The organism is Pseudomonas sp. MDV22-iso1 (genome assembly GCF_058145095.1).
The window spans coordinates 169,539-189,722 of record NZ_JBYVMF010000009.1; the positions used below are offsets into that span (position 1 = coordinate 169,539).

Annotated in this window: 22 protein-coding genes and 1 tRNA gene; 4 read left to right on the top strand and 19 right to left on the bottom strand. The window is 59.0% G+C overall.

What is annotated here, in order from left to right; all coding sequences use genetic code 11:
* Positions 1-137: 137 nt before the first annotated feature.
* The gene (gabD, locus tag AC3ZVB_RS13125) at positions 138-1,580 is read right to left on the bottom strand and encodes an NADP-dependent succinate-semialdehyde dehydrogenase (protein ID WP_162440352.1); all 1,443 of its coding nucleotides are present in this window, start codon (positions 1,578-1,580) and stop codon (positions 138-140) included.
* Between the two features lie 348 nt (positions 1,581-1,928).
* On the opposite strand from gabD, the gene AC3ZVB_RS13130 reads away from it, so the two are divergent.
* Positions 1,929-2,005, top strand: a tRNA-Arg gene (locus tag AC3ZVB_RS13130).
* Between the two features lie 107 nt (positions 2,006-2,112).
* Here AC3ZVB_RS13130 and AC3ZVB_RS13135 read toward each other — a convergent pair.
* The 6 genes from AC3ZVB_RS13135 to AC3ZVB_RS13160 all read right to left on the bottom strand — a co-directional run bounded on the left by AC3ZVB_RS13135 (position 2,113) and on the right by AC3ZVB_RS13160 (position 6,155).
* Positions 2,113-2,331, bottom strand: coding sequence for a prevent-host-death protein (locus AC3ZVB_RS13135; protein WP_194691833.1), 219 nt, complete (start codon positions 2,329-2,331; stop codon positions 2,113-2,115).
* Positions 2,328-2,600 (bottom strand): hypothetical protein, encoded by a 273-nt coding sequence (locus tag AC3ZVB_RS13140; RefSeq protein ID WP_490146751.1) that lies wholly within the window; start codon positions 2,598-2,600, stop codon positions 2,328-2,330. Before AC3ZVB_RS13140 ends, AC3ZVB_RS13135 begins: the two co-directional genes overlap by 4 nt.
* Before the next feature lie 21 nt (positions 2,601-2,621).
* Entirely contained in the window at positions 2,622-3,254 is a 633-nt protein-coding gene (locus tag AC3ZVB_RS13145) for a hypothetical protein (RefSeq protein WP_490146725.1), read from the bottom strand.
* Positions 3,251-3,817, bottom strand: a complete 567-nt coding sequence (locus tag AC3ZVB_RS13150) for an RNA polymerase sigma factor (RefSeq protein WP_490146726.1) — start codon at positions 3,815-3,817, stop codon at positions 3,251-3,253. The genes AC3ZVB_RS13145 and AC3ZVB_RS13150 overlap by 4 nt, the downstream gene beginning before the upstream one ends.
* A gap of 1 nt (position 3,818) precedes the next feature.
* Positions 3,819-5,507 carry a vWA domain-containing protein gene (locus AC3ZVB_RS13155; RefSeq protein ID WP_490146727.1) on the bottom strand — a complete coding sequence of 563 codons (1,689 nt, stop codon included), beginning with the start codon at positions 5,505-5,507 and terminating at the stop codon, positions 3,819-3,821.
* An 87-nt stretch (positions 5,508-5,594) separates the two neighbouring features.
* On the bottom strand, positions 5,595-6,155 hold the full coding sequence (locus tag AC3ZVB_RS13160) for a YbhB/YbcL family Raf kinase inhibitor-like protein (protein ID WP_490146728.1): 561 nt from the start codon (positions 6,153-6,155) through the stop codon (positions 5,595-5,597).
* A gap of 139 nt (positions 6,156-6,294) precedes the next feature.
* Here AC3ZVB_RS13160 and AC3ZVB_RS13165 point away from each other — a divergent pair, with 139 nt between their 5' ends.
* Positions 6,295-7,824 (top strand): FAD-dependent oxidoreductase, encoded by a 1,530-nt coding sequence (locus AC3ZVB_RS13165; protein ID WP_490146729.1) that lies wholly within the window; start codon positions 6,295-6,297, stop codon positions 7,822-7,824.
* Positions 7,825-7,987: 163 nt separating this feature from the next.
* Here the strand turns inward: AC3ZVB_RS13165 and AC3ZVB_RS13170 are convergent, their stop codons facing one another.
* Entirely contained in the window at positions 7,988-9,109 is a 1,122-nt protein-coding gene (locus AC3ZVB_RS13170; protein ID WP_490146730.1) for an RHS repeat-associated core domain-containing protein, read from the bottom strand.
* A gap of 771 nt (positions 9,110-9,880) precedes the next feature.
* Between AC3ZVB_RS13170 and AC3ZVB_RS13175 the strand changes: the two genes are divergently transcribed.
* The gene (locus AC3ZVB_RS13175) at positions 9,881-10,234 is read left to right on the top strand and encodes a DUF6124 family protein (protein WP_490146731.1); all 354 of its coding nucleotides are present in this window, start codon (positions 9,881-9,883) and stop codon (positions 10,232-10,234) included.
* An 81-nt stretch (positions 10,235-10,315) separates the two neighbouring features.
* Here the strand turns inward: AC3ZVB_RS13175 and AC3ZVB_RS13180 are convergent, their stop codons facing one another.
* The 11 genes from AC3ZVB_RS13180 to AC3ZVB_RS13230 form a co-directional block, all read right to left on the bottom strand.
* The gene (locus AC3ZVB_RS13180; protein WP_490146732.1) at positions 10,316-11,827 is read right to left on the bottom strand and encodes a YdgA family protein; all 1,512 of its coding nucleotides are present in this window, start codon (positions 11,825-11,827) and stop codon (positions 10,316-10,318) included.
* Positions 11,828-12,131: 304 nt separating this feature from the next.
* Positions 12,132-12,767, bottom strand: a complete 636-nt coding sequence (locus tag AC3ZVB_RS13185) for an NADH:ubiquinone oxidoreductase subunit N (RefSeq protein ID WP_490146733.1) — start codon at positions 12,765-12,767, stop codon at positions 12,132-12,134.
* 93 nt (positions 12,768-12,860) lie between these two features.
* Positions 12,861-14,309 carry an efflux transporter outer membrane subunit gene (locus AC3ZVB_RS13190; protein ID WP_490146734.1) on the bottom strand — a complete coding sequence of 483 codons (1,449 nt, stop codon included), beginning with the start codon at positions 14,307-14,309 and terminating at the stop codon, positions 12,861-12,863.
* On the bottom strand, positions 14,306-15,190 hold the full coding sequence (locus AC3ZVB_RS13195) for an efflux RND transporter periplasmic adaptor subunit (RefSeq protein ID WP_162440865.1): 885 nt from the start codon (positions 15,188-15,190) through the stop codon (positions 14,306-14,308). Before AC3ZVB_RS13195 ends, AC3ZVB_RS13190 begins: the two co-directional genes overlap by 4 nt.
* Positions 15,187-15,396: a DUF1656 domain-containing protein gene (locus tag AC3ZVB_RS13200; RefSeq protein ID WP_045059488.1), complete on the bottom strand. Its 210-nt coding sequence runs from the start codon at positions 15,394-15,396 to the stop codon at positions 15,187-15,189. The genes AC3ZVB_RS13195 and AC3ZVB_RS13200 overlap by 4 nt, the downstream gene beginning before the upstream one ends.
* A complete protein-coding gene (locus tag AC3ZVB_RS13205; RefSeq protein ID WP_490146735.1) occupies positions 15,393-17,465 on the bottom strand; it encodes an FUSC family protein in 2,073 nt (690 codons plus the stop codon). The genes AC3ZVB_RS13200 and AC3ZVB_RS13205 overlap by 4 nt, the downstream gene beginning before the upstream one ends.
* A complete protein-coding gene (locus AC3ZVB_RS13210; protein ID WP_490146736.1) occupies positions 17,462-17,890 on the bottom strand; it encodes a MarR family winged helix-turn-helix transcriptional regulator in 429 nt (142 codons plus the stop codon). Before AC3ZVB_RS13210 ends, AC3ZVB_RS13205 begins: the two co-directional genes overlap by 4 nt.
* Before the next feature lie 115 nt (positions 17,891-18,005).
* Positions 18,006-18,287 carry a type II toxin-antitoxin system RelE family toxin gene (locus tag AC3ZVB_RS13215; protein ID WP_490146737.1) on the bottom strand — a complete coding sequence of 94 codons (282 nt, stop codon included), beginning with the start codon at positions 18,285-18,287 and terminating at the stop codon, positions 18,006-18,008.
* Positions 18,277-18,522 (bottom strand): type II toxin-antitoxin system Phd/YefM family antitoxin, encoded by a 246-nt coding sequence (locus AC3ZVB_RS13220; protein ID WP_490146738.1) that lies wholly within the window; start codon positions 18,520-18,522, stop codon positions 18,277-18,279. The genes AC3ZVB_RS13215 and AC3ZVB_RS13220 overlap by 11 nt, the downstream gene beginning before the upstream one ends.
* Before the next feature lie 82 nt (positions 18,523-18,604).
* Positions 18,605-18,850, bottom strand: a complete 246-nt coding sequence (locus AC3ZVB_RS13225; RefSeq protein ID WP_490146739.1) for a DUF2789 domain-containing protein — start codon at positions 18,848-18,850, stop codon at positions 18,605-18,607.
* 138 nt (positions 18,851-18,988) lie between these two features.
* The gene (locus AC3ZVB_RS13230; protein ID WP_490146740.1) at positions 18,989-19,450 is read right to left on the bottom strand and encodes an aminoacyl-tRNA deacylase; all 462 of its coding nucleotides are present in this window, start codon (positions 19,448-19,450) and stop codon (positions 18,989-18,991) included.
* Between the two features lie 199 nt (positions 19,451-19,649).
* Between AC3ZVB_RS13230 and AC3ZVB_RS13235 the strand changes: the two genes are divergently transcribed.
* On the top strand, positions 19,650-20,183 hold the full coding sequence (locus AC3ZVB_RS13235) for an NfeD family protein (protein WP_490146741.1): 534 nt from the start codon (positions 19,650-19,652) through the stop codon (positions 20,181-20,183).
* Position 20,184 lies beyond the last annotated feature (1 nt).

The window sequence follows — 20,184 nt, forward strand, 5'->3', positions numbered from 1 at the left end:
GCGGGGAGGCAACTACGGCAGCATGCGATGATCGACTGCCACAGCTTTCCCGGCCACCGAGAAAATTTCGGTTGAAACGCGCAAAGGAGCAGCGCTCTCGTGCCCTTTGCGCTTACTGCAGTTCCCGTCTTCCGAGCTTAGATGCCCAGGCAGAGGTATTTGATTTCCAGGTAATCCTCGATGCCGTACTTGGAGCCTTCACGGCCCAGGCCCGACGCCTTGATGCCGCCGAACGGCGCGACTTCGTTGGAGATCAACCCGGTGTTGACGCCGACCATGCCGTATTCCAGGGCTTCAGCCACACGGAACACACGACCCAGGTCACGGGCATAGAAGTACGACGCCAGACCAAACTCGGTGTCGTTCGACATCGCGATCACGTCGGCTTCGTCTTTGAAACGGAACAGCGGCGCCAACGGACCAAAGGTTTCTTCCTTGGCCACGGCTGCGTTGTTTGGCACGTTGGTCAGGATGGTCGGTTCGAAGAAGTTGCCTTCCATGCTCTTGCCACCGGACAGCACGGTCGCGCCTTTGCTGACGGCATCAGCGATGTGCTCTTGCACCTTGGCAACGGCTTTTTCATCGATCAGCGGCCCCGTGGTGGTGCCGTCTTCCAGACCGTTGCCGATCTTGAGTTTGGACACAGCCACTTTCAGCTTCTCGGCAAACGCGTCGTAGACCGAATCCTGGATGTACAAACGGTTGGCGCAGACGCAGGTCTGGCCATTGTTGCGGTATTTGGAAATGATCGCGCCTTCAACGGCCTTATCCAGGTCCGCGTCGTCGAACACGATGAACGGCGCGTTACCGCCCAGTTCCAGGGACACTTTCTTGATGTCCTTGGCGCATTCAGCCATCAGCTGACGACCGATTTCGGTCGAGCCAGTGAAGGACAGTTTGCGCACGATCGGGTTGCTGGTCAGCTCGCTGCCGATGTCGCCGGCGCTGCCGGACACAACGCTGAACACACCGGCAGGAATGCCGGCACGCTGAGCCAGTTCAGCCAAAGCGAATGCGGAGAACGGGGTTTGCGAAGCCGGCTTGAGCACCATGGTGCAACCCGCGGCGAGTGCCGGGCCGGCTTTACGGGTGATCATCGCGGCCGGGAAGTTCCACGGCGTAATAGCAGCGGTCACACCGATTGGCTGCTTGATCACGATCAGGCGCTTGTCGGGTTGGTGACCAGGAATCACATCACCGTAGATGCGCTTGGCTTCTTCAGCGAACCACTCGATAAAGGAAGCGGCGTAAACGATCTCGCCCTTGGCTTCGGCCAATGGCTTGCCTTGCTCCAGTGTCATCAAGCGAGCCAGGTCATCCTGGTTCTCGATGATCAGTTCGAACCAGCGACGCAGCTTGTTCGCGCGATCCTTGGCGGTCAGTGCACGCCAGGCCGGCAGCGCTTTATCAGCGGCTTCGATTGCACGACGGGTTTCAGCAGCGCCCATTTTTGGCACAGTGCCCAGAATTTCGCCCGTTGCCGGGTTATTGACCTTGATCGTCTGACCATTGTCCGCATCAACCCAAGCGCCATCGATGAAGGCTTGCTGGCGGAACAACTGGGTGTCTTTAAGCTGCATGTCGGCTTTCCTTAACAGCACCGCGACCAGCGCGGAGCGAATTATGATTGTAGAAAGGCGCCTTGGAGGCTGCCGTCAGGGAAATCATTCACCGGGCTGAAGCACATAAATAGCGCACGGATCGAACTCGTGCGGTTCAGCACCCAGACAAGAGCGTTTGAAATCTCAAACGAATCCTAGGATCAAAGGGGGTAAAGGACAATAGGTTGTTCGAAAAAAAGAACGAAAACGCCATATTCGCCTGTTTTTTCTGATCAACGTAGCGAACAGCCGTTCAGCGCGCGAAAAACGCAGGCGATTCAGCAGCATGGACGCGTGCAGTGCATATGAGTATCATGGCGCCCGCTTGCACCAGTAGCTCAGCTGGATAGAGTACTGCCCTCCGAAGGCAGTGGTCGTGGGTTCGAATCCCGCCTGGTGCACCATATAGTAGAAACGAAAAAGCCTCAGGCCTTAGGGTCTGGGGCTTTTTTGTGGGTGTCGTCGCGTCCTGAATAATAATTTCACCTTTTTCAAGGCTGGGCGGTGTTTCCTATGAACCGCGTTGCTTCGCTTCGATGCCCTCAAAAAGCATTTCAAGCTCGTCAAATACGGTTGCGGCAGCAACAGCGGGGCGAGGATCATCACGGCTTGCTGCAATAGCCATAACTACTTCGTCGGCCTGAACCGGGTCAAAAACCTGCTGCAAACACTGACCAGCTGAGCGGCTATGGCCAAGAACTGCAACAAACTGCGAATTCGGTTTTTTCATTCAGTCGTCCAATCAAACTCGTCATATTCCTCATCATCGCCCTCCTCCTCTTCGAACACCTCGTCATCAAGGTCATCCGCCAGAAGGGCCTGTTCCTTTTCCTGCGCCAACAGAAACTCTTTGCGACTCTCGGTCACTGCTCGCCGTAATTCCTCGCCCTTGACCGGGCAGTTGAGCATTTGGGCGATGCGGTCGATTTTTTTCGCCATGGCTTCCTCCAACGCATCGGCTGTAGGCCGATAGTGCGCGCTTTCGGGTCTCGTTGCCAAATGGTCGACCGCCCCAGCCACTCAGTGTTTCTGCAGCTCCTTGAGTCGAGGGGCGAGGTTTTCCTTGGGAAAGCGTTTGTGCAATGTCGTCATCAGGTCGTCGGCCGCTTTGGTTTGACCGGCCTTTTGCAGGCGAATCACTTCACGTAATTGGTCGTCGATAAACTTCGACGGAGCCGCCGCTGGCCTTTTGCTGACCTTCGCTTCATCGGCCATTTCAGCATGGACCGATTCGCTCTGGGCCGGGGCGGCAACATCGGCCATGGGTGCTGCAGGTGCAGGCGCGGGCTTCGCGCCGGCCGGGGCAGCCATTGAGCGGGCAAGTGATGCCGGCGCTTCTGCGGATTCTTTCTTGGCCGCAAAAGACGAGGTTTTGGGTGCCGGGGTGGAATCGTAGGTTGGCGCGTGCTCGGGCGTGCGTTGGACCAGCGCCAGCATCAGCGCGACGCCGACCAGGCTGGCGAAGGCCACTTGCCAACGGGGTTTTTGGCAGGCTTGTACCCAGCGTTGCCAAACAGAGGGTTTCGGCGAGGGCGTTTCACGGTGTGCAGCGGACAGGATGAAGGCATCCAGATGCGCGGGTGGCTCGCCGCTGGCGTGTTCTCGAAAGTGCTTCACCACTTCCTCTTCCGGTGCAGGACGGGCGTCAGTCATGTCAGTACCTCCTCGGCCAGCAGCCGACGCAGTTTTTGCTGGGCGTAACGCAAGCGGCTTTTAACGGTTTCCAGCGGGGTTTCGGTAAGGGTGGCGATCTGCGGCAAGTCGAGATCGCCATGTGCGCGCAGCAGGAAGACTTCGCGCTGGTCCGCGGGCAAGGTGTGCAGCGCGTTTTCCAGGCGTTGGCTGTCGCGGCTCAGGCTCAGCAGTTGCTCGGGGTCGGCAGAGTCGTCGCTCAAGGCATGCACCTGTTCGTCATAGCTGTCGTGCAACGGGTTGCGAATGCCGTGTTTACGCCAATGATCAATCAGTCGGTTGCGGGCGATCTGATACAGCCATGTACGAAAATTCGCCCGACCTTGTGGCTGACTGGTGCTGCGGATCAGGCTGAGCCAGGTGTCTTGATAAACCTCTTCGGCCAGCTCGGATTTGCCGCTGAGCCCGAGCAGGAACCGATAAAGCCCCTGGCGATGACGGGCGTACAAGATCTCGAACGCCGGCCCGTCACCCGAGCGATATCGGGCCAGCAGCGATTCGTCGCTCGGTTCGGATGCAGACATGTCAGTGGTTGCCTCCTATCTGCGCCTGCTGGCCCGCGGTAGCGGGAAGTTGAAGGCTCTGCGCCAGTTCCACCAACTGCACGAATTCCGCGCGCAGGCCAAAACGGTCATCACCCCTGGCACCCCGCGCCAGCACCTCGGTTTCCTTCAAACTGAAAGTGCCGGTGTAACGTCCATCCTTGAGCTGTTGAGAAAACGCCACCACGGCCGCCGCGAATCGCAAGTCGTCGCTGGCTTTGCCTTCCGAACCCGCCGCAATCGGCCGCTCGATCAGGCGACTGTTCCCACCTTCCGGCAACTGATATCGCACACGCAGCATCGCCAATTCATCTGAACTCCCGGACTTGGGGACAGTGGAGTCGCCATAACGCAACGGCTCAAGCCAACCCTTCTCACCCTTCGGAACAATTTCATACAAGGCCGTCACCGTATGCCCTGCACCGATCTCACCGGCATCGACCTTGTCATTGCTGAAATCCTCACGTTTCAACGCGCGATTCTCATAACCCAACAGCCGATATTCGCTGACTTGCGCCGGATTGAACTCCACTTGCAGCTTCACGTTTTTTGCCACGACGGCGAGGGTCGAGCCGAGCTGATCCACCAGCACTTTGCGCGCCTCGCGCAGGTTATCGATGTAGGCATAGTTCCCATCGCCGGCATCGGCCAGTTGCTCCATCAAGTGCTCATTGTAGTTATCCACACCAAAACCCAAGGTGGTCAGGGAGACTCCCGTTTTGCGTTTATCCACAGCCATTTGTTTGAGACTGTCGAAGTCGCTGACACCGACGTTGAAGTCACCGTCCGTGGCCAGCAGGATGCGGTTGATGCCTTTGGGGATGAAGGCCTGTTGCGCCAATTGATAGGCCAGCTCGATGCCGGACGCGCCAGCCGTCGAACCGCCCGCCGACAATTGATCGATGGCTGTGCGAATTTTCGCTTTTTCCCGTCCGGAAGTTGGTTCCAGCACCACCCGGGATTCGCCGGCATACACCACCAGCGACACGCGATCCTGTTCGCGCAACTGGTCGACCAGCAATTTCAGGGTGCTTTTAACCAGCGGCAAACCTTCGCGGCGGTCCATGGAGCCCGATACATCGACCAGAAACACCAGGTTCGCCGGGGCCAGCTCCGCTACCGCGCGGTCCGACGCTTTGATACCGATCCGCAACAAACGCGTCTGCGGGTTCCACGGTGAGGGTGCCAGTTCGGTGGTCACGCCAAAGGGCGAGCCGTCCGTGGGCAGGGCGTAATCGTAGGGAAAGTAATTGACCATTTCTTCGAGTCGCACCGCGCCTTCGGGTGGCAGCCGCCCCTGATTGAGCAAGCGGCGGACGTTGGCATAAGCGCCAGTATCGACGTCGGCGCTGAAGGTCGACACCGGTGCCTGGGCAACACTGTGGATCGGGTTATCAGCAAGATTTTCATACTGCTCGCGCAGCTCATCCTGGTAGCCCGATGGGGGCGCTTCAGGCATCGGTGCAAACGGTGCCGCGCGAACAGCGCGCTTGGCCATTGTGGCGTCACCCAGCGCCAGCGCCTCTGTCTTCAACTCGGCTTGAGCCGGCGCCGACACGGAAACACGCGCCGGTTCCGTTTTGGACGAAGCGCCACATCCGGCAATCGACAGCAATAAGCCGGCGGCGAAACCCTGGGCGGCCGGGCGAAGGAAATGCAGAGGAAGGGACATGGGGGCTGACCTCAGGAGAATAATGATCCATTCATCCTCTGAGACGGGCAGCCCGGTCAGTTCGGGTTAAGTCATCCGAAAAAAACTTCAGCGGTGATAACGCCGCACCACGCTGCTGTTCCTGAGCACATGACCTTTGATTTTTTCCAGCAGTTGCACACGCGTCAGGCCGGCGGGCAAGGCATCCGGAGCGAGGTCCAGGGCATAGAGCTGGATGATGTAGTGATGCGCGCTGTCGCCGATCGGCGGGCAAGGACCGACATAGGTCGTGCTGCCTTTGCTGTTGGTGCCACCCACGCCTTCGAGGCCAGGCTTGGCGCCTGTACCCGCAGCGATTTGATGGGTGTTGGCCTTGATCCCGTAATGCACCCAGTGATCGACGCCCTGGCCTTTCTGACCATCCGGGTCGTGCATGACGATCGCATAGCTGAGCGTGCCTGCCGGGCCGGCGTTCCAGTTCAGCGCTGGAGAAAGATTGTGACCGCCACACCCTTCGGCATCGCTGGCGGCGGCAGCCGTGAAGAGTCGATCGTCGGTGACACCTGGAATGTTCAGGGTGAAACGCTCCTGGGCCTGTGCCGGAAACTGCACGCAGAAGGCGACTGCAAGGGCCGCCAGCCAAGGGGACAGAGAGGTCAATCGGGTCATTCCGGAGCACCTTGTGCGGATGGGGCCGTCGTCGGCTTGCGCACTATAGCTGTACCGTTCATGCCGTGGCAGGGGGATTTGGCTGAACCTCGTGATCGGCAATTAACTCTTAACTGAAATGACTGCCCGGAGAGCGATCATGACCCTGCACCGCGCCGCCCGTTTCGCCGATGTGCCTGAACACCACGGCCTGGAGGTCCAGATTGCGGAGACGAACATTGTTTTGCTGCGGTTCGGCGATCAAATCCGCGCCTATCAAGGTGAATGCCCTCACGCTGGCGCACCGCTGGCAGAAGGCGCGGTGTGCAACGGGCGGTTGATTTGCCCGTGGCATAAAGCGGCGTATCGGATCGAAGACGGTGCCCTGTGTGAACCGCCCTCGCTCGACAGCCTGAAACGCTATCCGGTGGAAGTGCGCGACGACGAAGTCTGGGTGGATGATCGGGCACTGCCGGACGCCCATACTCCGCCTGCGGACGATGATCGGACATTTGTGATCATTGGCGCGGGGGCCGCAGGCACGGCGGGCGCTGCAGCGTTGAGGGAAAAGGGTTTCGGCGGTCGAATCCTGTTGATCGATCGAGAAACCGACGCGGGTTACGACCGTACGGTATTGAGCAAATTCGTGATCGGCGGAGAGATGCCACCGGAAGAAATCCCACCGCTGCGCGATGAACAGTTTTACCGCGAACAACGCATCGAACGAATCACCGGTGAAGTCGCCCACCTTGATGCCCCGAACAAATCCCTCCAACTCAAGGACGGCCAGTCCCTGACCTACGACGCTGCATTGCTCGCCACCGGCGGCACACCCAACCCGCTCAAGCTGCCCGGCGCCGATTTGCCACAGGTCTTTTTGCTGCGCTCCAAACAGCACGCGCAGGAGATCCTGAAAACGGCAACACCAGGCCAGAAAGCCGTGATCATCGGCGACAGTTTCATTGCCCTGGAGTCTGCGGGGGCGCTGCGTCAATACGGCATGGACGTGACCGTGCTCGCCCGACATGCCGTGCCCTTCGCCGCTCAATTCGGCGACTCCGTCGGCAAGGCCATCCGTGCCCGGCACGAAGCGAACGGCGTGCGCTTTCAGACCGAAGGCGAAGCCACGCACATCGAAGGCAGTGCAAAAGTTGAAGCCGTGCATCTGGACACCGGTCAGCGGTTGCCCGCAGATCTGGTGCTGGTGGGGATTGGTGTCACACCCGCTACTGAAGTGTTCAGTGATTTGCCAAAGGAAAAAGATCAATCGCTCAAAGTCGACGGCGGCATGCGCGTAGCGGAAGGACTCTGGGCGGTCGGCGACATCGCCACCTTCCCGCTCAACGGCCAGCCACAGCGAATCGAGCACTGGCGTCTGGCCCAGCAACACGCGCGCATCGCCGCGGCGAACATGCTGGGTGGCGACGAGCATTACCTCGACGTGCCGTATTTCTGGACCTGGCATTTCGGCAAAAACTACGACTACCTCGGGCATGCCGAGTCGTGGGATGAAGTCGAGTTCAAAGGCGATCCGTACCATCCGCCGTTTATCGGGTTGTTTGGCAAGAACGGCGTGGTGGCGGCAGCGGTGGCGTGCGATGAAGAGCGGGCGATGGCGATGCTTACCGAGCGGATGAAGCAGCCGTTGTCGGTGGATGAGGCGTGGCGGTTGATTCGGGATGTTGGGTGAACACTTCGCCCTATTCGATCTACTTTTGTGGCCGCGCCTGGATCGGGGCGCGGCCAATGCGACATAAACACATTCAATCTATTGAAAAGGGCGACTTCTTGTCGCCCTTTTCAAGGGTAAGTCTTGATGGTTCTCAACGAGCGCTTGCGCAAGTTTCGTGCAATTAACTACGGCGGATTTTTGTTCTTTCCCATTTCACGGACATCACGCCTTTCTTGTTCATGTATCCAACCGGTTGGTAGTCGCTTTGAAACATTTTCATCCGGGTGGGCTCGAGAGCCTCACCTCGAGCCTGCACAGCAAGACGTACTTCTGAGTGTATTCCTGCGCCGGGTCGTGGAATTAGTACGGAGTTTGCCAGCTGTTCATCAGGCACATTCTGAATCGTGGCAGCCCATTCTCTGGTAGCCACCTGAGGATGCTGCCACGGTAACTCACGGAGTGTGGTGTCCGGTACTAATTGAGCTTTATTTGGATTGCGTCCACGAACAGAGGCTGAGGGGCCAATGGTGGAGACAGGACTCTGAGTAATACTTCCGGGTGGGGAGCGCGAAGGTAATGGGGGGGTGGCCGAGACACTTGAATAGGATTTTATAGTTGCGTAACCAGAGGAAGAACTTCCTTGGGAAATGGTTGATCCGACATCGGCATGAAGAGAAGAGGTTGAGGCTGCTTTGTGAGCGACATGCGATGACTTTCTGAAACCGAGCTTTCTTCCGATAAATTTCAGCATTCCAAAGATACCTGCATGCCCTGTCGGATCCAGTCGGTTCACCGAATCCCCGTCGCAATACGCATACGCATTCAACCCACCTTCGCCAAACGGACTCCAACTGTCCGGACTGTTAAACCGCATCAACACCGGGCTGAATGCCCGATAGCCATTACCCAACAAATAACACCCGGTCACCGGGTCCGGGCGTTCGCCGTTGAAGCCGAGCAGGCTGAGTAAGCCGCTTTCGGATGGGCGGTGACCATAAGCTGTATAGGCGAGAGGATTTGGCTGGGTTGCGTTCAACACGTTCAACACCGAGCGCTGTTGGTCGGTGGCGAGTAGTCGGGTTGTTGCTTCGGCGCCGGTCTGGCGATGTTGTTGCGCCAGCAGTTGATCGTCGTGCTGCATGATCGAGCGCTGCACCACGCCTTGAACCTCAGTGGCGAGGCGGTTTTTTTGGTAAAAGCGCTGGATGCTCACTTGCGCTGTAACAGGCAACGCGGAATCGGCGAGGCGATCCAGTGGGTCGTAGTAGTAGCGGCAGAGCAGGGTTTCGCGATTGGATGGCATGGGGCGGGCTCCCTGAATGATGCGTCGGTTCAGGGTTTTACTGTGGTGCATTCGGCGGGTGTTGGGTACTAGCGGAACTGCTAGGGTCACAGTGCCGCAAATCGAGTGTGCGAGCCTGATTGCAATGGTCTGTTTTCATCGCGATCAGGCTCGCTCCTGGAGCTGTCGAGTGAAACGAGGCTGCGATTTTTTGTCTTTCAAGATCAAAAGATCGCAGCCTGCGGCAGCGCCTACAGGGGGAGGATGTTTCTGCTGAGGGTGTGGGAAATATCCCGGGGCTGGTGTGCTGCAATCAGGTTTTTGTGATTTGTGTGGGCTGTTCTGGCCCCATCGCGAGCAGGCTCGCTCCTACAGTTTGAGCGTGTTTGTTGGGGTTTTCTGTCTGGCTGGGATATGGCTTTGGGCTTGCTGAGTTTCGTTTTAGATGGCCCTGTTTAATCGCCGTCAGCTTCACTTCTTGAAAGCTACATCACCTTGCGTGGATGCCTACAGGTACGCCAGAATCCGCCGGCTTGTGCGCCTTGGGGCGGGTCGGTAACTTCAGCCGGGTCACTGATTCGCAGTGATCGGGTTTAGTAGCCCGTGGTATTTCAGCCGCACGTGCAACTGTCAGACAGGTATTCCAATATCTGGATTTTGATGGTGGCTGTACGTAGGGCGCCTTCGGGCGCGCCGGCTTTGCTGAGTTCCCCGGTCTACTAACCTGCGTATAGCCGCCGCCCTTTTCGTTTAGTAGCAAAAAGGTAGGCGCTCAGCCAGGGAACACAGCCTATGTCCAAAATAACTCCAGATCCTCCTAATACCGATCCAACAGCGTTAGCTGAAAACCCCGATTCAAATTCTCATCACGAAGTGACCGAGCGCCCCCCCTCGTTCGCCGACATCAAAGCCACCCCACGCAAACTCTGCACCCTCTTCACCGTCAACCCCGAGGCCGATACCGAAACCCTGCTGGCTTATGCCTGCGAGTCACTCGCGTCGGCCAATGTGATGGCCACTGATCTGGCGGATCATCTGGAAGGGACGTCGCGTAATGCGCTGTTGGGCATTGCGCAGGTGATCATGCTGAGCGAGCTGACAGTCAATCGGGCGCTGGATCGGTTCGAACCGTCGGCGATCAAGTAAAAAACTGGCGCAAAACCCGGACAGCAAAACGCCCGGCGTCTGCAGTGTTCAGAGGCCGGGCGTTTTTTGGGGGCTGCAGGTTTACTGGACTTCGACTTCGCCAGAACCGCCCACTTTACTCATCAGGAAGCCGATGAATTCTTCCACGGTCATTTTCTGGCCGTTGAATTCGACCTGATTATTGGCGTAGTGCAATTTGCTGACGATGTTGTTGCCGTCCAGCTTCGCAAACTGCGAACCGACCGCCATGCTGCTGAACATGTCAGCAGTGGCAGTGGCTTGATCGGCAATGAGCTTGGCGTCGGTCTGACCGTCGATTTGCGACTGCACGGTGAACAGGTCAACGAGCATCGGCTTGGAGACCTGAACATTGACGTCCAGCAGGGCAATCAGTTGGCGGGTCAGCTGATCTGCCGGCAAGTCCATGGATTGCGGCTTGGTCAGGTCGAGCACCAGGTTGGCGCGGCTTTCGCCGTTGGCGGTGTTGAGCGACAGGTTTTCCAGTGCCACCTGCGGGCCGGCAGCCAGCAGTTTTTCCAGACCGGTTTTGACCTGTGCTTCTTCAGCCGGGGTCAGGACCAGTTCTGGCGCGGGTTCACCGGCGGCGGCAGCTTCAGCGGCGGCTTTCTCGTACGGTTGCAGTTTGCTCTGGTAGATCTGCATCAACGACATCGTTGCCGGAATATCGAGGTTCTTCAGGCTCATGGCCATCTGCGCAGAGCCGATGGTCTTGCCGTTCAAGGACACTTCGCCCACCTTGTAATCAGCACGCCCCGAAGCGCTGGTGCCCGATTCTTCGGTCTTGTTCTTCATCTCGAATTTCTTCACGCCCAGGATCGACTGCTTGGCGCCGAAAGTGGTCTTGCTGTCGGTCAGTTCGACCGTGTTTTCGCCGGTGTAGTAACCGTACGTGCTCTTGGTCAGGTTGCTAGCGAAGGTCAGGCCGTTCATCTCGACTTTCACCGGGGTCTGATCTTCAGCCACTGTGCTCAGGGTCAGGCTGTCCATGTACCCGTCGGCCTTGACCTTTTGCGCCTGCGCGCTGGCAGCGACATCCATGTTCAGACCGGAAAATTTCAGGTGGGACTTGTCGTCCAGCGCGACGTCCAGCGGCAGCAATTGCAGCGTGCCGTTGGTGGCCTTGTCATAGCCGATGTTGACCACGCCGGTGAGCGGGGATTTGTCCTTGGCCGCCGCGAACCACTTCTCGGTGAGCGGCGTCTTTTCCAATTCGTAATGACTGGTGGCCATGACCGGCAGCCACTTCAGCGACACGAGTCGCGAGAACGGCAGCGGACCGTGTTCGATACGGTCTACGAACAGCAATTCAACCGGCGCTTCACCGAACATCTCGCCTTCGCCCTTGAGGCGATAGTGGGCGGTGCTGCTGAAGACGTTGCGTTCCAGCGAAACCAGCTCCAGCGAGGCAGTGCCGTTGGAGCCGACCAGCGCCGCTTGCAGTTCTTTGTTGGCATCAGCGATCGAGCTGTTCAGCACACCTTCCAGTTTGGTTCCGGTGTACCAGGCACCGCCGGCGCTGATTGCACCGATGGCCACGACAATTCCAAGAAGCACGCCTGCTGATTTATTCATGAATTACCCAATGTCCGTGATTTGAAGGTGTGGCCGTCTTCCCTGAACCCGTGCCGGGCTATGGATACGACTGCGCTGAAAGTGGGATGGAGATTAGCACCGGCCACGCCGGGCGACCCAATGATTAAAGGTGAAAGAGTGTCTATGGGACCGTGCGAGGGGAGTGAGAGTTTCGGCATACATGAAATCGCCATCGCGGCAGGAGCAAAGCTTGCTCTCGATGGCGATTTTCAATCACTTTGATGGTGAAGGTGTATTCGCAATCGCGAGCAAGCTTAGCTCCTACAGGGACCTGGGGCCTGACTCAGGAATACTGGACCTCTATCTCATCCAGCTGATGATCAAAGCTTTTCAGCCGCGCGGTCCACGTATAGACCAGCACCTCAAAATCCCGATTGATCACCGCCCCGCCCGTCACGTCCGCGCGCGGGTCGCAGAAGTCCAGTTGATAACGTTCGCGGGCCATGGCGGTGGCGACGTCGGAGAGTTCACGGGCATTGCTGAGCCAGTGCCGGCCCTCGTCAGCGACTTGCCTGTCCAGTGCCAGGCATTGCTTCTTCAAGGCTTCGAGGCTTTTTTCCAGCGGCGTGCCGGTCAGTTCGCCCATGACTTCCTGAAACGTGCGCCCCGGTTGCCAGTAGCTGCCCCAGAAATAACGGTCGAACACCGTTTCCACCCGCCGCAATGCCACCTTGGTGTCCCAGATGAGCACCAGGGTTTTGCCTTGTTCGAGGTGTCTTTTCTTGATTCGGGTGCCCTGAACCGAAGCCCAGGCGACGACCACAATGGCCAACACCGCAATCAGCGCCGAGGCGCTGTCGAGGAACACCAGAGCCTTGTCGATCTGGTGGGCCAGCATGATGCCGTAGAAATAAGTGGCCGACAGCAGGACCAGCGCGGCAATAGCGCACCAGAAGCCGGGAGCATAAGGGTTTTTCATTATTTTTAATCCCCATGACCAACGCGAGCCTTGATCAGTGGACTGGCGTGGCTCGTGGCGCGTCAGCCCAACAATCAAAGCATAGCAACGGCCTCAGGGTTTGCTGGCATTCGAGCCTTGCGTTCGTCCGCTTTCCCAACCGCCACCCAATGCGAGGAACAAATCGATCTGGCTCATGGCGACTTGAGTGTTGGCGGCAGCCAGTTGTGCCCGCACATCGGTGTAGGTCCGGGTGGCCTGAAGGTCCGCCAGGAATGACGCGCGGCCAGCCTGGAAGAAGCGGTGGGTCTGGTCTGCCGCCTGTTGCGCGGATTGCTCGGCATCGGCGAGGGCATCGCGTCGTTGCAGCAATGCCGAATACTGGGCCAGACCGGTCTGGGTCTCGCGGATGGCGTTGAGCACCACGCCATCGAAATGCGCCAGCGAGCCTTGGGTTGTCGCTTCGGCCTCACGAATGCGCGCCCGTGAGCCGTTGGACGGCACGGTCCAGGTCAGCAATGGACCGAAACCCCAGCGATTGGTGGCCGGCTTGCCAAGGTTTTCCAGAATGCCGACGGTACCGACGGACGCGCCGATGCTGATGTCCGGGTACAACTCGCCGGTGGCAATGCCGATACCGGCGGTCGCGGCGGCGAGTCGGCGTTCGGCCTGGCGTACATCGGGGCGGCGCTTGAGCAAGGTCGCGCCGTCGCCCACCGGCAACAGCTGGGCAATTTTCGGCAGTTCGGCGCAGGTGGCGGTGCCGGCCGGCAGCTGGTCCACCGGTTTGGCCAACAGCATCGACAGACGGAACAAGCCGGCCTGGCGCGCAGCCTCATAACGCGGCATCTCGGCGCGCAGGGATTTGAACTGGGTTTGCGAGCGAGTGACCTGGGTTTCATCGCCACGCCCGGCGTCGCGCAACCGCTGGATCAACGTGGTGCCCTGGGCCTGCAAGTCGAGGGAATGCTGGGCGATTTCCCGCTCTTCATTGGCCGCGCAAACCTGGGTATAAGCCCGAACGACGTCGGCCACCAGGGTGATTCGTGCGGTATCGGCTGCGGCTTGTGTCGCATCGGCATTGGCTTTCGCCGCCTCGATCCCGCGCTGCAACGTGCCGAACAGGTCGAACTGATACGAGGTCGTAATGCCGATGTCGCCAACGTTGGCCACGGGCACTTTGTCCGGCAGCAGGAACGCTTCGCCGGACTCCTGCAAACGCTGGGCGCCGATCTTCACGCCGCCACTCCAGCCCCCGGCCGCTTCGGCTTCGTCGACTTGAGCTCGCGCCCTTAAAAGACTGGCCGCGGCGACGCGTAAATCGGTATTGGTGGCCATGGCTTGCTGGACCAACTGATCGAGGCGCGGGTCTTTGTACAACCGCCACCAATCACTGGGCACCGGCGCCGAAACAACGTTCTTGTCGTTCACCGCCAGCTCACCCTGAAAATCATCACGGTGCACCGCGGCTTCGTCAGGCAAATGGTAATCCGGCCCGACCACCTGACACGCTGACAGCAACAGGCCTAATCCGGCGACCGCCAAACCTGAGGCCCTGCTCATTTCGCGGGCTCCTGCTGATCGTCGATGATCGACACCGTCGCGGTCCGCCCGGCGATCATGCGGAAATCTGCCGGCACGTCGTCGAAGGCAATTCGCACCGGAATCCGCTGGGCCAGCCGCACCCAGCTGAACGCCGGATTGACGTTCGGCAGCAGGTTACTGCCGCTGCTGCGGTCACGGTCTTCAATACCCGCCACGATGCTTTCGACGTGCCCACGCAAACGAGCACGGTCGCCCACGACCCGAATGTCGACGCTCTGACCGACGTGAATGCCGTCCAGTTTGGTCTCTTCGAAATACCCGTCGATGTGAAAAGAATTGCTGTCGACCACCGACAACACCGGACGTCCGGCCGTGACGAACTCCTGGGTGCGCGGGGCGCGATCGTTGACATAGCCGTCCACCGGGCTGCGAATGGTCGAGCGATCCAGGTTGAGCTGGGCGCTGTCCACCGCCACCTGAGCTTCCATCAGGGCCACTTCGGCGCGGGCTACGCGGGACTGGCTTTCTTCCAGTTGCTCGCCAGGCACCAGGTTGCCCAGGCCACGGTTACGCTTGTGCTCGCGTTGCGCCTGAGCCAGGGTTTCCTGACGGTCGGCCACAGCGGCCTTGGCCTGGCGCAACGCCAGTTTGAAACGGTCCTGATCGATGCTGAACAGCACCTGGCCCCGTTTCACCAACTGGTTGTCGCGCACTTCCACGGTCTGGATCAGCCCGGACACGTCCGGTGCGATCTGCACGATGTCGGCACGGATGTGCCCGTCTCGGGTCCACGGGGCAAACATGTAGTACATCACCATGCGCCAGACCACGACGACAGCAAAGGTCACGATCAGCAGGGTCAGGACCACGCGACCGATAGTCAAAAAAGGTTTTTTCATGTCATCAGGTATCGACTGAGTGAATCCACGGCGCCGAGGAGCAGGGCGTAGAGAGCCACGTTAAACAATGCCCGGTGCCAGACCAGACGGTAAAAGTGCAGACGCGTCAGCAGCCCGTGCACCAGCAGGAAAATCACATACGTAATGCCCATCAGCACCAGCAGCGTAGGCAGGAACACTCCGCTGATATCCAGATCACCGATCATAAAGGCGCTCCATCGATGCCATGGGGAAGCGGTTCTTCGAGTTCGCCCGTGCCGACAAATTCCACCCCCGGCAACAACGCCAGGCGCAGCCCGCTCAAGGCATGCAGCAAGTGCAGTCGCGCGCCGTCATCGCACTCGGTGTTGAGTGCCCGACGGGTGCGGTCGAGGGTCATCAACAAAGCACTCGGCGCCGGCAGACGTTCACCAGCCTTGAGACAGGCCTTGAAGTATTCGCCGACCTCGGCCACCACCTGATGCAGCAGCGTTTGCGGCACACCGGTGACGCGCGGCGTGTAGGCCAGCAGGTCGAGCAGGTTCAGCGCCACGCGCACTTCACGCAGCGCAATACCAGTGTCCTGGCCGATGATGGCCAGTCGCGGCAGGTGCTGCATCAGGCGATCGAGCATCTGCACACCCAGGTGACGATGCTCGGACAGCGTGGCCGGTTCGGTGAGGCTGACGATGTCGCGCCAGCTGAAACGGGTCAGGCGTTTGGCTGCCAGTTCCGCACCGAACGGACGGGCGATCAGGGTCCAGACAAAAGCAAACAGCAAACCGACGGGGCCGGCCAGATTGGAGTTGGCGAAGCTCAGGAAGTCCGCGTCGTAAGCGCCCTGGATGCTGATGAAGGACGAGGTATTGACCAGCGTCAGCAGCATGCCCAAATAGAACTGCGGCTTGACCGTCAGGGTGCCGATGCAAATGAACGGCACCGCAAAGGCCAGCACCAGCATCGGGAAGTCGTGCAGGTTCGGCAGCACCAGAAACAGATAGAGGCTGGCGAACACGACCGACATCGCCGTCCAGAAAAAGAACCGGTAAATCTGCGGCGCCGGGTCGTCCATCGAGGCGAAGAAGCTGCACGCCACCGCCGCGAGAATCACCGCACTGCCGCCGTCGGTCCAGCCCAGCAAAATCCACAACACCGAGGCCACGATGATCGCGGTGACAGTGGACGCCGCCGAATACAGCATCAGCCCGCGATCCAGGAACGGCGACAGGCGACCCAGACGCCAGTGGCGGTACACCGCGCGCCAGCTGTCTTGGCTTTCGCACTGGATGGCGTATTGCAGGCTGCGACAGTCCTGCCACAAATCGATCCACTCACCGAGGCGATAGATCGCGTTGGAGAACAGCAACTGCTTGCGATCTTCCAGCTCATCGGCACTCGGCTGCAGGGCTTCGAGCTGATGTTTCAGCGCCTGCCAACGGTTGAGGTCGGCGTCTTTATGGTCGAGCCATTCGGTGGTCGCGGCGAGCAACGGAGCGAACCTGGCCACCAGCTCGGGCGTACGCCGTTCAAGGGCATACAGCGCGTCGTCGAGGGCGTCGATGACCGGCAACAGGTGAATCATCCGCCCGCGCAGCTCTTTGGTATTGCGCACGGTCTGAGGCCGAGCGCCTTCATGGGGCAACTGGCCGATCATCAGTTCCAGGGAGTTGAAGGTAGTCACCATTGACGAGCGCAATGCGCTGACTTCGTCCGGTTGCACGTTACGGCTGAGGAACCGCAGGCTGTAGGTCGAGGCATCGGTAAACCATTTGCTCACCGAATCGTTGAACACCGGCGCCAGCCTTCGGGGCCAGAACATGGCACCCATCACCGCCGCGACGGCGATGCCCAGAAAGATCTCTTCCGTGCGCGCCTCGGCCACCTCCCACACCGCAAGCGGGTTATCCACCACCGGCAGGGCGATCAGCGGCAAGGTGTAGCCGGCGAGCATTAGCGCATAGCTATTGGCGGTGCGCAGGTGCAGGGACAGGAACAGCAGCGTTCCGGTCCACAAGGCGATGACGACCACCAGCACATAAGGGCTCTGAACGAACATCGGCACGAAAAACACTGCCGCCATTGCCCCGAGAAAAGTACCAATGGCGCGGTACAGCGCCTTGGAACTGGTAGGGCCGACGAACGGGCTGGAGACGATATAAACCGTGGCCATCGCCCAATACGGACGAGGCATTTGCATGAGCATGGCGATGTACAGCGCAATCATCGATGCCGCAAACGTGCGCACACCGTAGAACCAGTCGCGCGCTGGGGGCATGCCGGTAAAAAATCCGTTCAAGGGCTGACCACCGACGGCGCGTTCGCGCCTTCAAAGGCTCTCAGCACTCGCAGCGTCGCTTCCAGATCGCTCTGGTCGATCCCTTCGAGTACTTCGTGGCGCAGGCGCACCAGCTCAATTTCGACCGCCTGTACCAGCTCCCGCCCACGCTCTGTGAGGCTTAAACATTTGGCGCGGCGATCATGGGCATCGGCGGTCCGGCACACATAGCCGGAATGACAGAGCTGATCGAGCAAGCGCACCAGCGATGGACTTTCCATCCCCGCTGCCTGCGCCACCGTGACCTGCCGCACACCCTCCCCCAGACGCCCGATCATCAACAACGGGACGGCGCAGGCTTCGGAGATTCCATAATTGACCAGCGTGGTCTGGCAGATCTTCCGCCAATGCCTGGCGGCCACCACCATGGCACTGCTGATGTTCATCTGGAGAGCGTCGAGGTTCTTCGGCACGAGGGAATGCACACACTGTTAGTTTGCTAACTATCAATATCGCATTTGAAGGGAAAGGCGGTCAAGTTTTGAAACAATTTGGCGACGATCAGCGTTTCCTGGCCCGCTCATACACTTCGCTTCGTTCTCGCTTACCCACTGCGACGACAGAAACCACTACACGCTCGTCAATAACCTGATAAACCAGTCGGTACCCCGACGCTTTCAGTTTTATTTTGTAGCAGTCGGGCATGCCATGAAGCGTGTCAGACGGAATTCGAGGCATCTCGAGTCTTTCCGCCAACTTCTTTTTGAATTGATCACGCAGCGTATGGCCTAGTTTGTCCCATTCCTTGCGTGCCGACGGCAGGAACTCAAGCTTATAAGTCATCCAGAGTGACCGGTATTGGCGTTTCATTAAGGCGGGAACGGACAATTTCCGCCAGCTCCAAATCATCCAGTCGTTCCACCATCCGCTCGAAAACATCCGCAGGAACCATGTACCCCATCACACGATTGTGATTTAACACCGCCACAGGGCCACCCTGCGCACCACTCAGAACCGCGGAAGGATTTTTCTTCAGCTCGGAAACACTGACAGCCATATCGGCTAAGACACTTTGCATAATTAAGACCTCATATGAGGTCTTAATTCTGGTCCTTTTTACCTTTCACAGCAATCTGGAAAATCGCAGCACATCTGAAAGTTCAAACTGCTCGCCCGCTCCTCAACAACACATTCAACTGATCCACCACCTCCGCCCAATCCGCGTCTTCGAGTATCTCATCACGCAAAAATGCCGCCTGGCTATCGGTCCAGAAGAACGCGTCTGCCAGGTGCAGTTCTGGTTTGAGTGGCGAGTGAGTGGTGATGAATTGGTCGATGCTGACCGGGTCGTTTTCCAGGCCGAGTTGTTTGAACAGGGATGGGAGGCTGTGCGTTGGGGATTCCATGTTGGCTCCTTGGAAATGAATCGATTGGGAGGTGGCTGCTGCGCAGTCAATCGCGGGCAAGCCATGCTCCCACAGAAATCGAGGTCTATGTGGGAGCGTCACTTGCCCGCGATGGCCGTATCACCGACGCCGCAACACTCAATGACTTAGCTCGCACACTTCAGCATGCGGCACCATTTTCAGAAACTCCGGCATGCTCATGTGCAGCAGATTATTGTGGTTGCCGGCCTCCAGGTAGATGTCTTTCTGCCGGGTCAGCAGCGGGTCGATGACCATGTCCAGTCCATAGGATTCACCCAACGCCGGCACCGCTCCACGCTCACAGTCATTGAACAGATGCGCCAAAGTGCTTTCCCGGGTGATCTGCCATTCGCCGCTGCCGCGCACTTTGCTCAGGTCCAGATGACGGCTCGCTGGCAGTACCGCCATCAGGTAATGACCGTGGTGGTCGTCGAGGATCACCGATTTGGCCACCCGTTCGGCAGGAATGCCCGCGACCCGCGCCGTTTCAAGGCTGCTGGCCGAGTGAGGATGGGCGACGATGTCGAATTCGCAGTTGGCTTTTTCCAGGCTGCTCTGCACGGTTCTTGCCATACGCATGATGCACCTCGGTGTCCGCAATGAAGGTCGGCGGACGATGGTTAAACCCGTTCTCTCCCTTGAAAGTCTAGGCGCGCCTGGACCATCGCGCGGGAAATCTGCCCACCGGATCGAAGCCGGCAACTGATCAAAATTCATACAACCCGAGCCTCGACTAAACTGTATACAGAGCCACCTGACGACTCTCCCGGAGGGTCACGTGATTACCCGTTGTTGTGCCGTTGCCCTGTTTTTGGCCGTGAGCGGTTCCGCTCTCGCGGCGGATCCGGTTGTGCTGTTGGTGCCCAACCCGATGGGCGCCTGGCTGATCGTCTTTGGCATCGCGTTTCTGATTGCCGAAGCGGCCTTGCCCAACTATGGCGTGATCGGTCTGGGCGGCATTGTGATGTTCGTGATCGGCGCGGTGATCCTGACCAACACTGACGTGCCCGTGCCGTTGATGATCGGCCTGGGATTGCTCAGCGCGCTGCTGCTGATCTTCCTGCTGATCCAAGCCCTGAAAACCCGACCGCGCCACACCGTCAGTGGCGATGCCGGGCTGATTGGCAGCGTCACCCCGGTCACTTCATTACAGGCTGGCAATGCCTTGACCGGATGGGTGCACCTGCAAGGCGAACAGTGGCAAGTACTCAGCGCCACACCGCTGCAACCGGGGCAACGTGTGCGAGTGGTGGCGCGCAAGGGATTACTGCTGCAAGTCGCCGCGGCTGACGCGGCACCGCCTGGAGAATAGT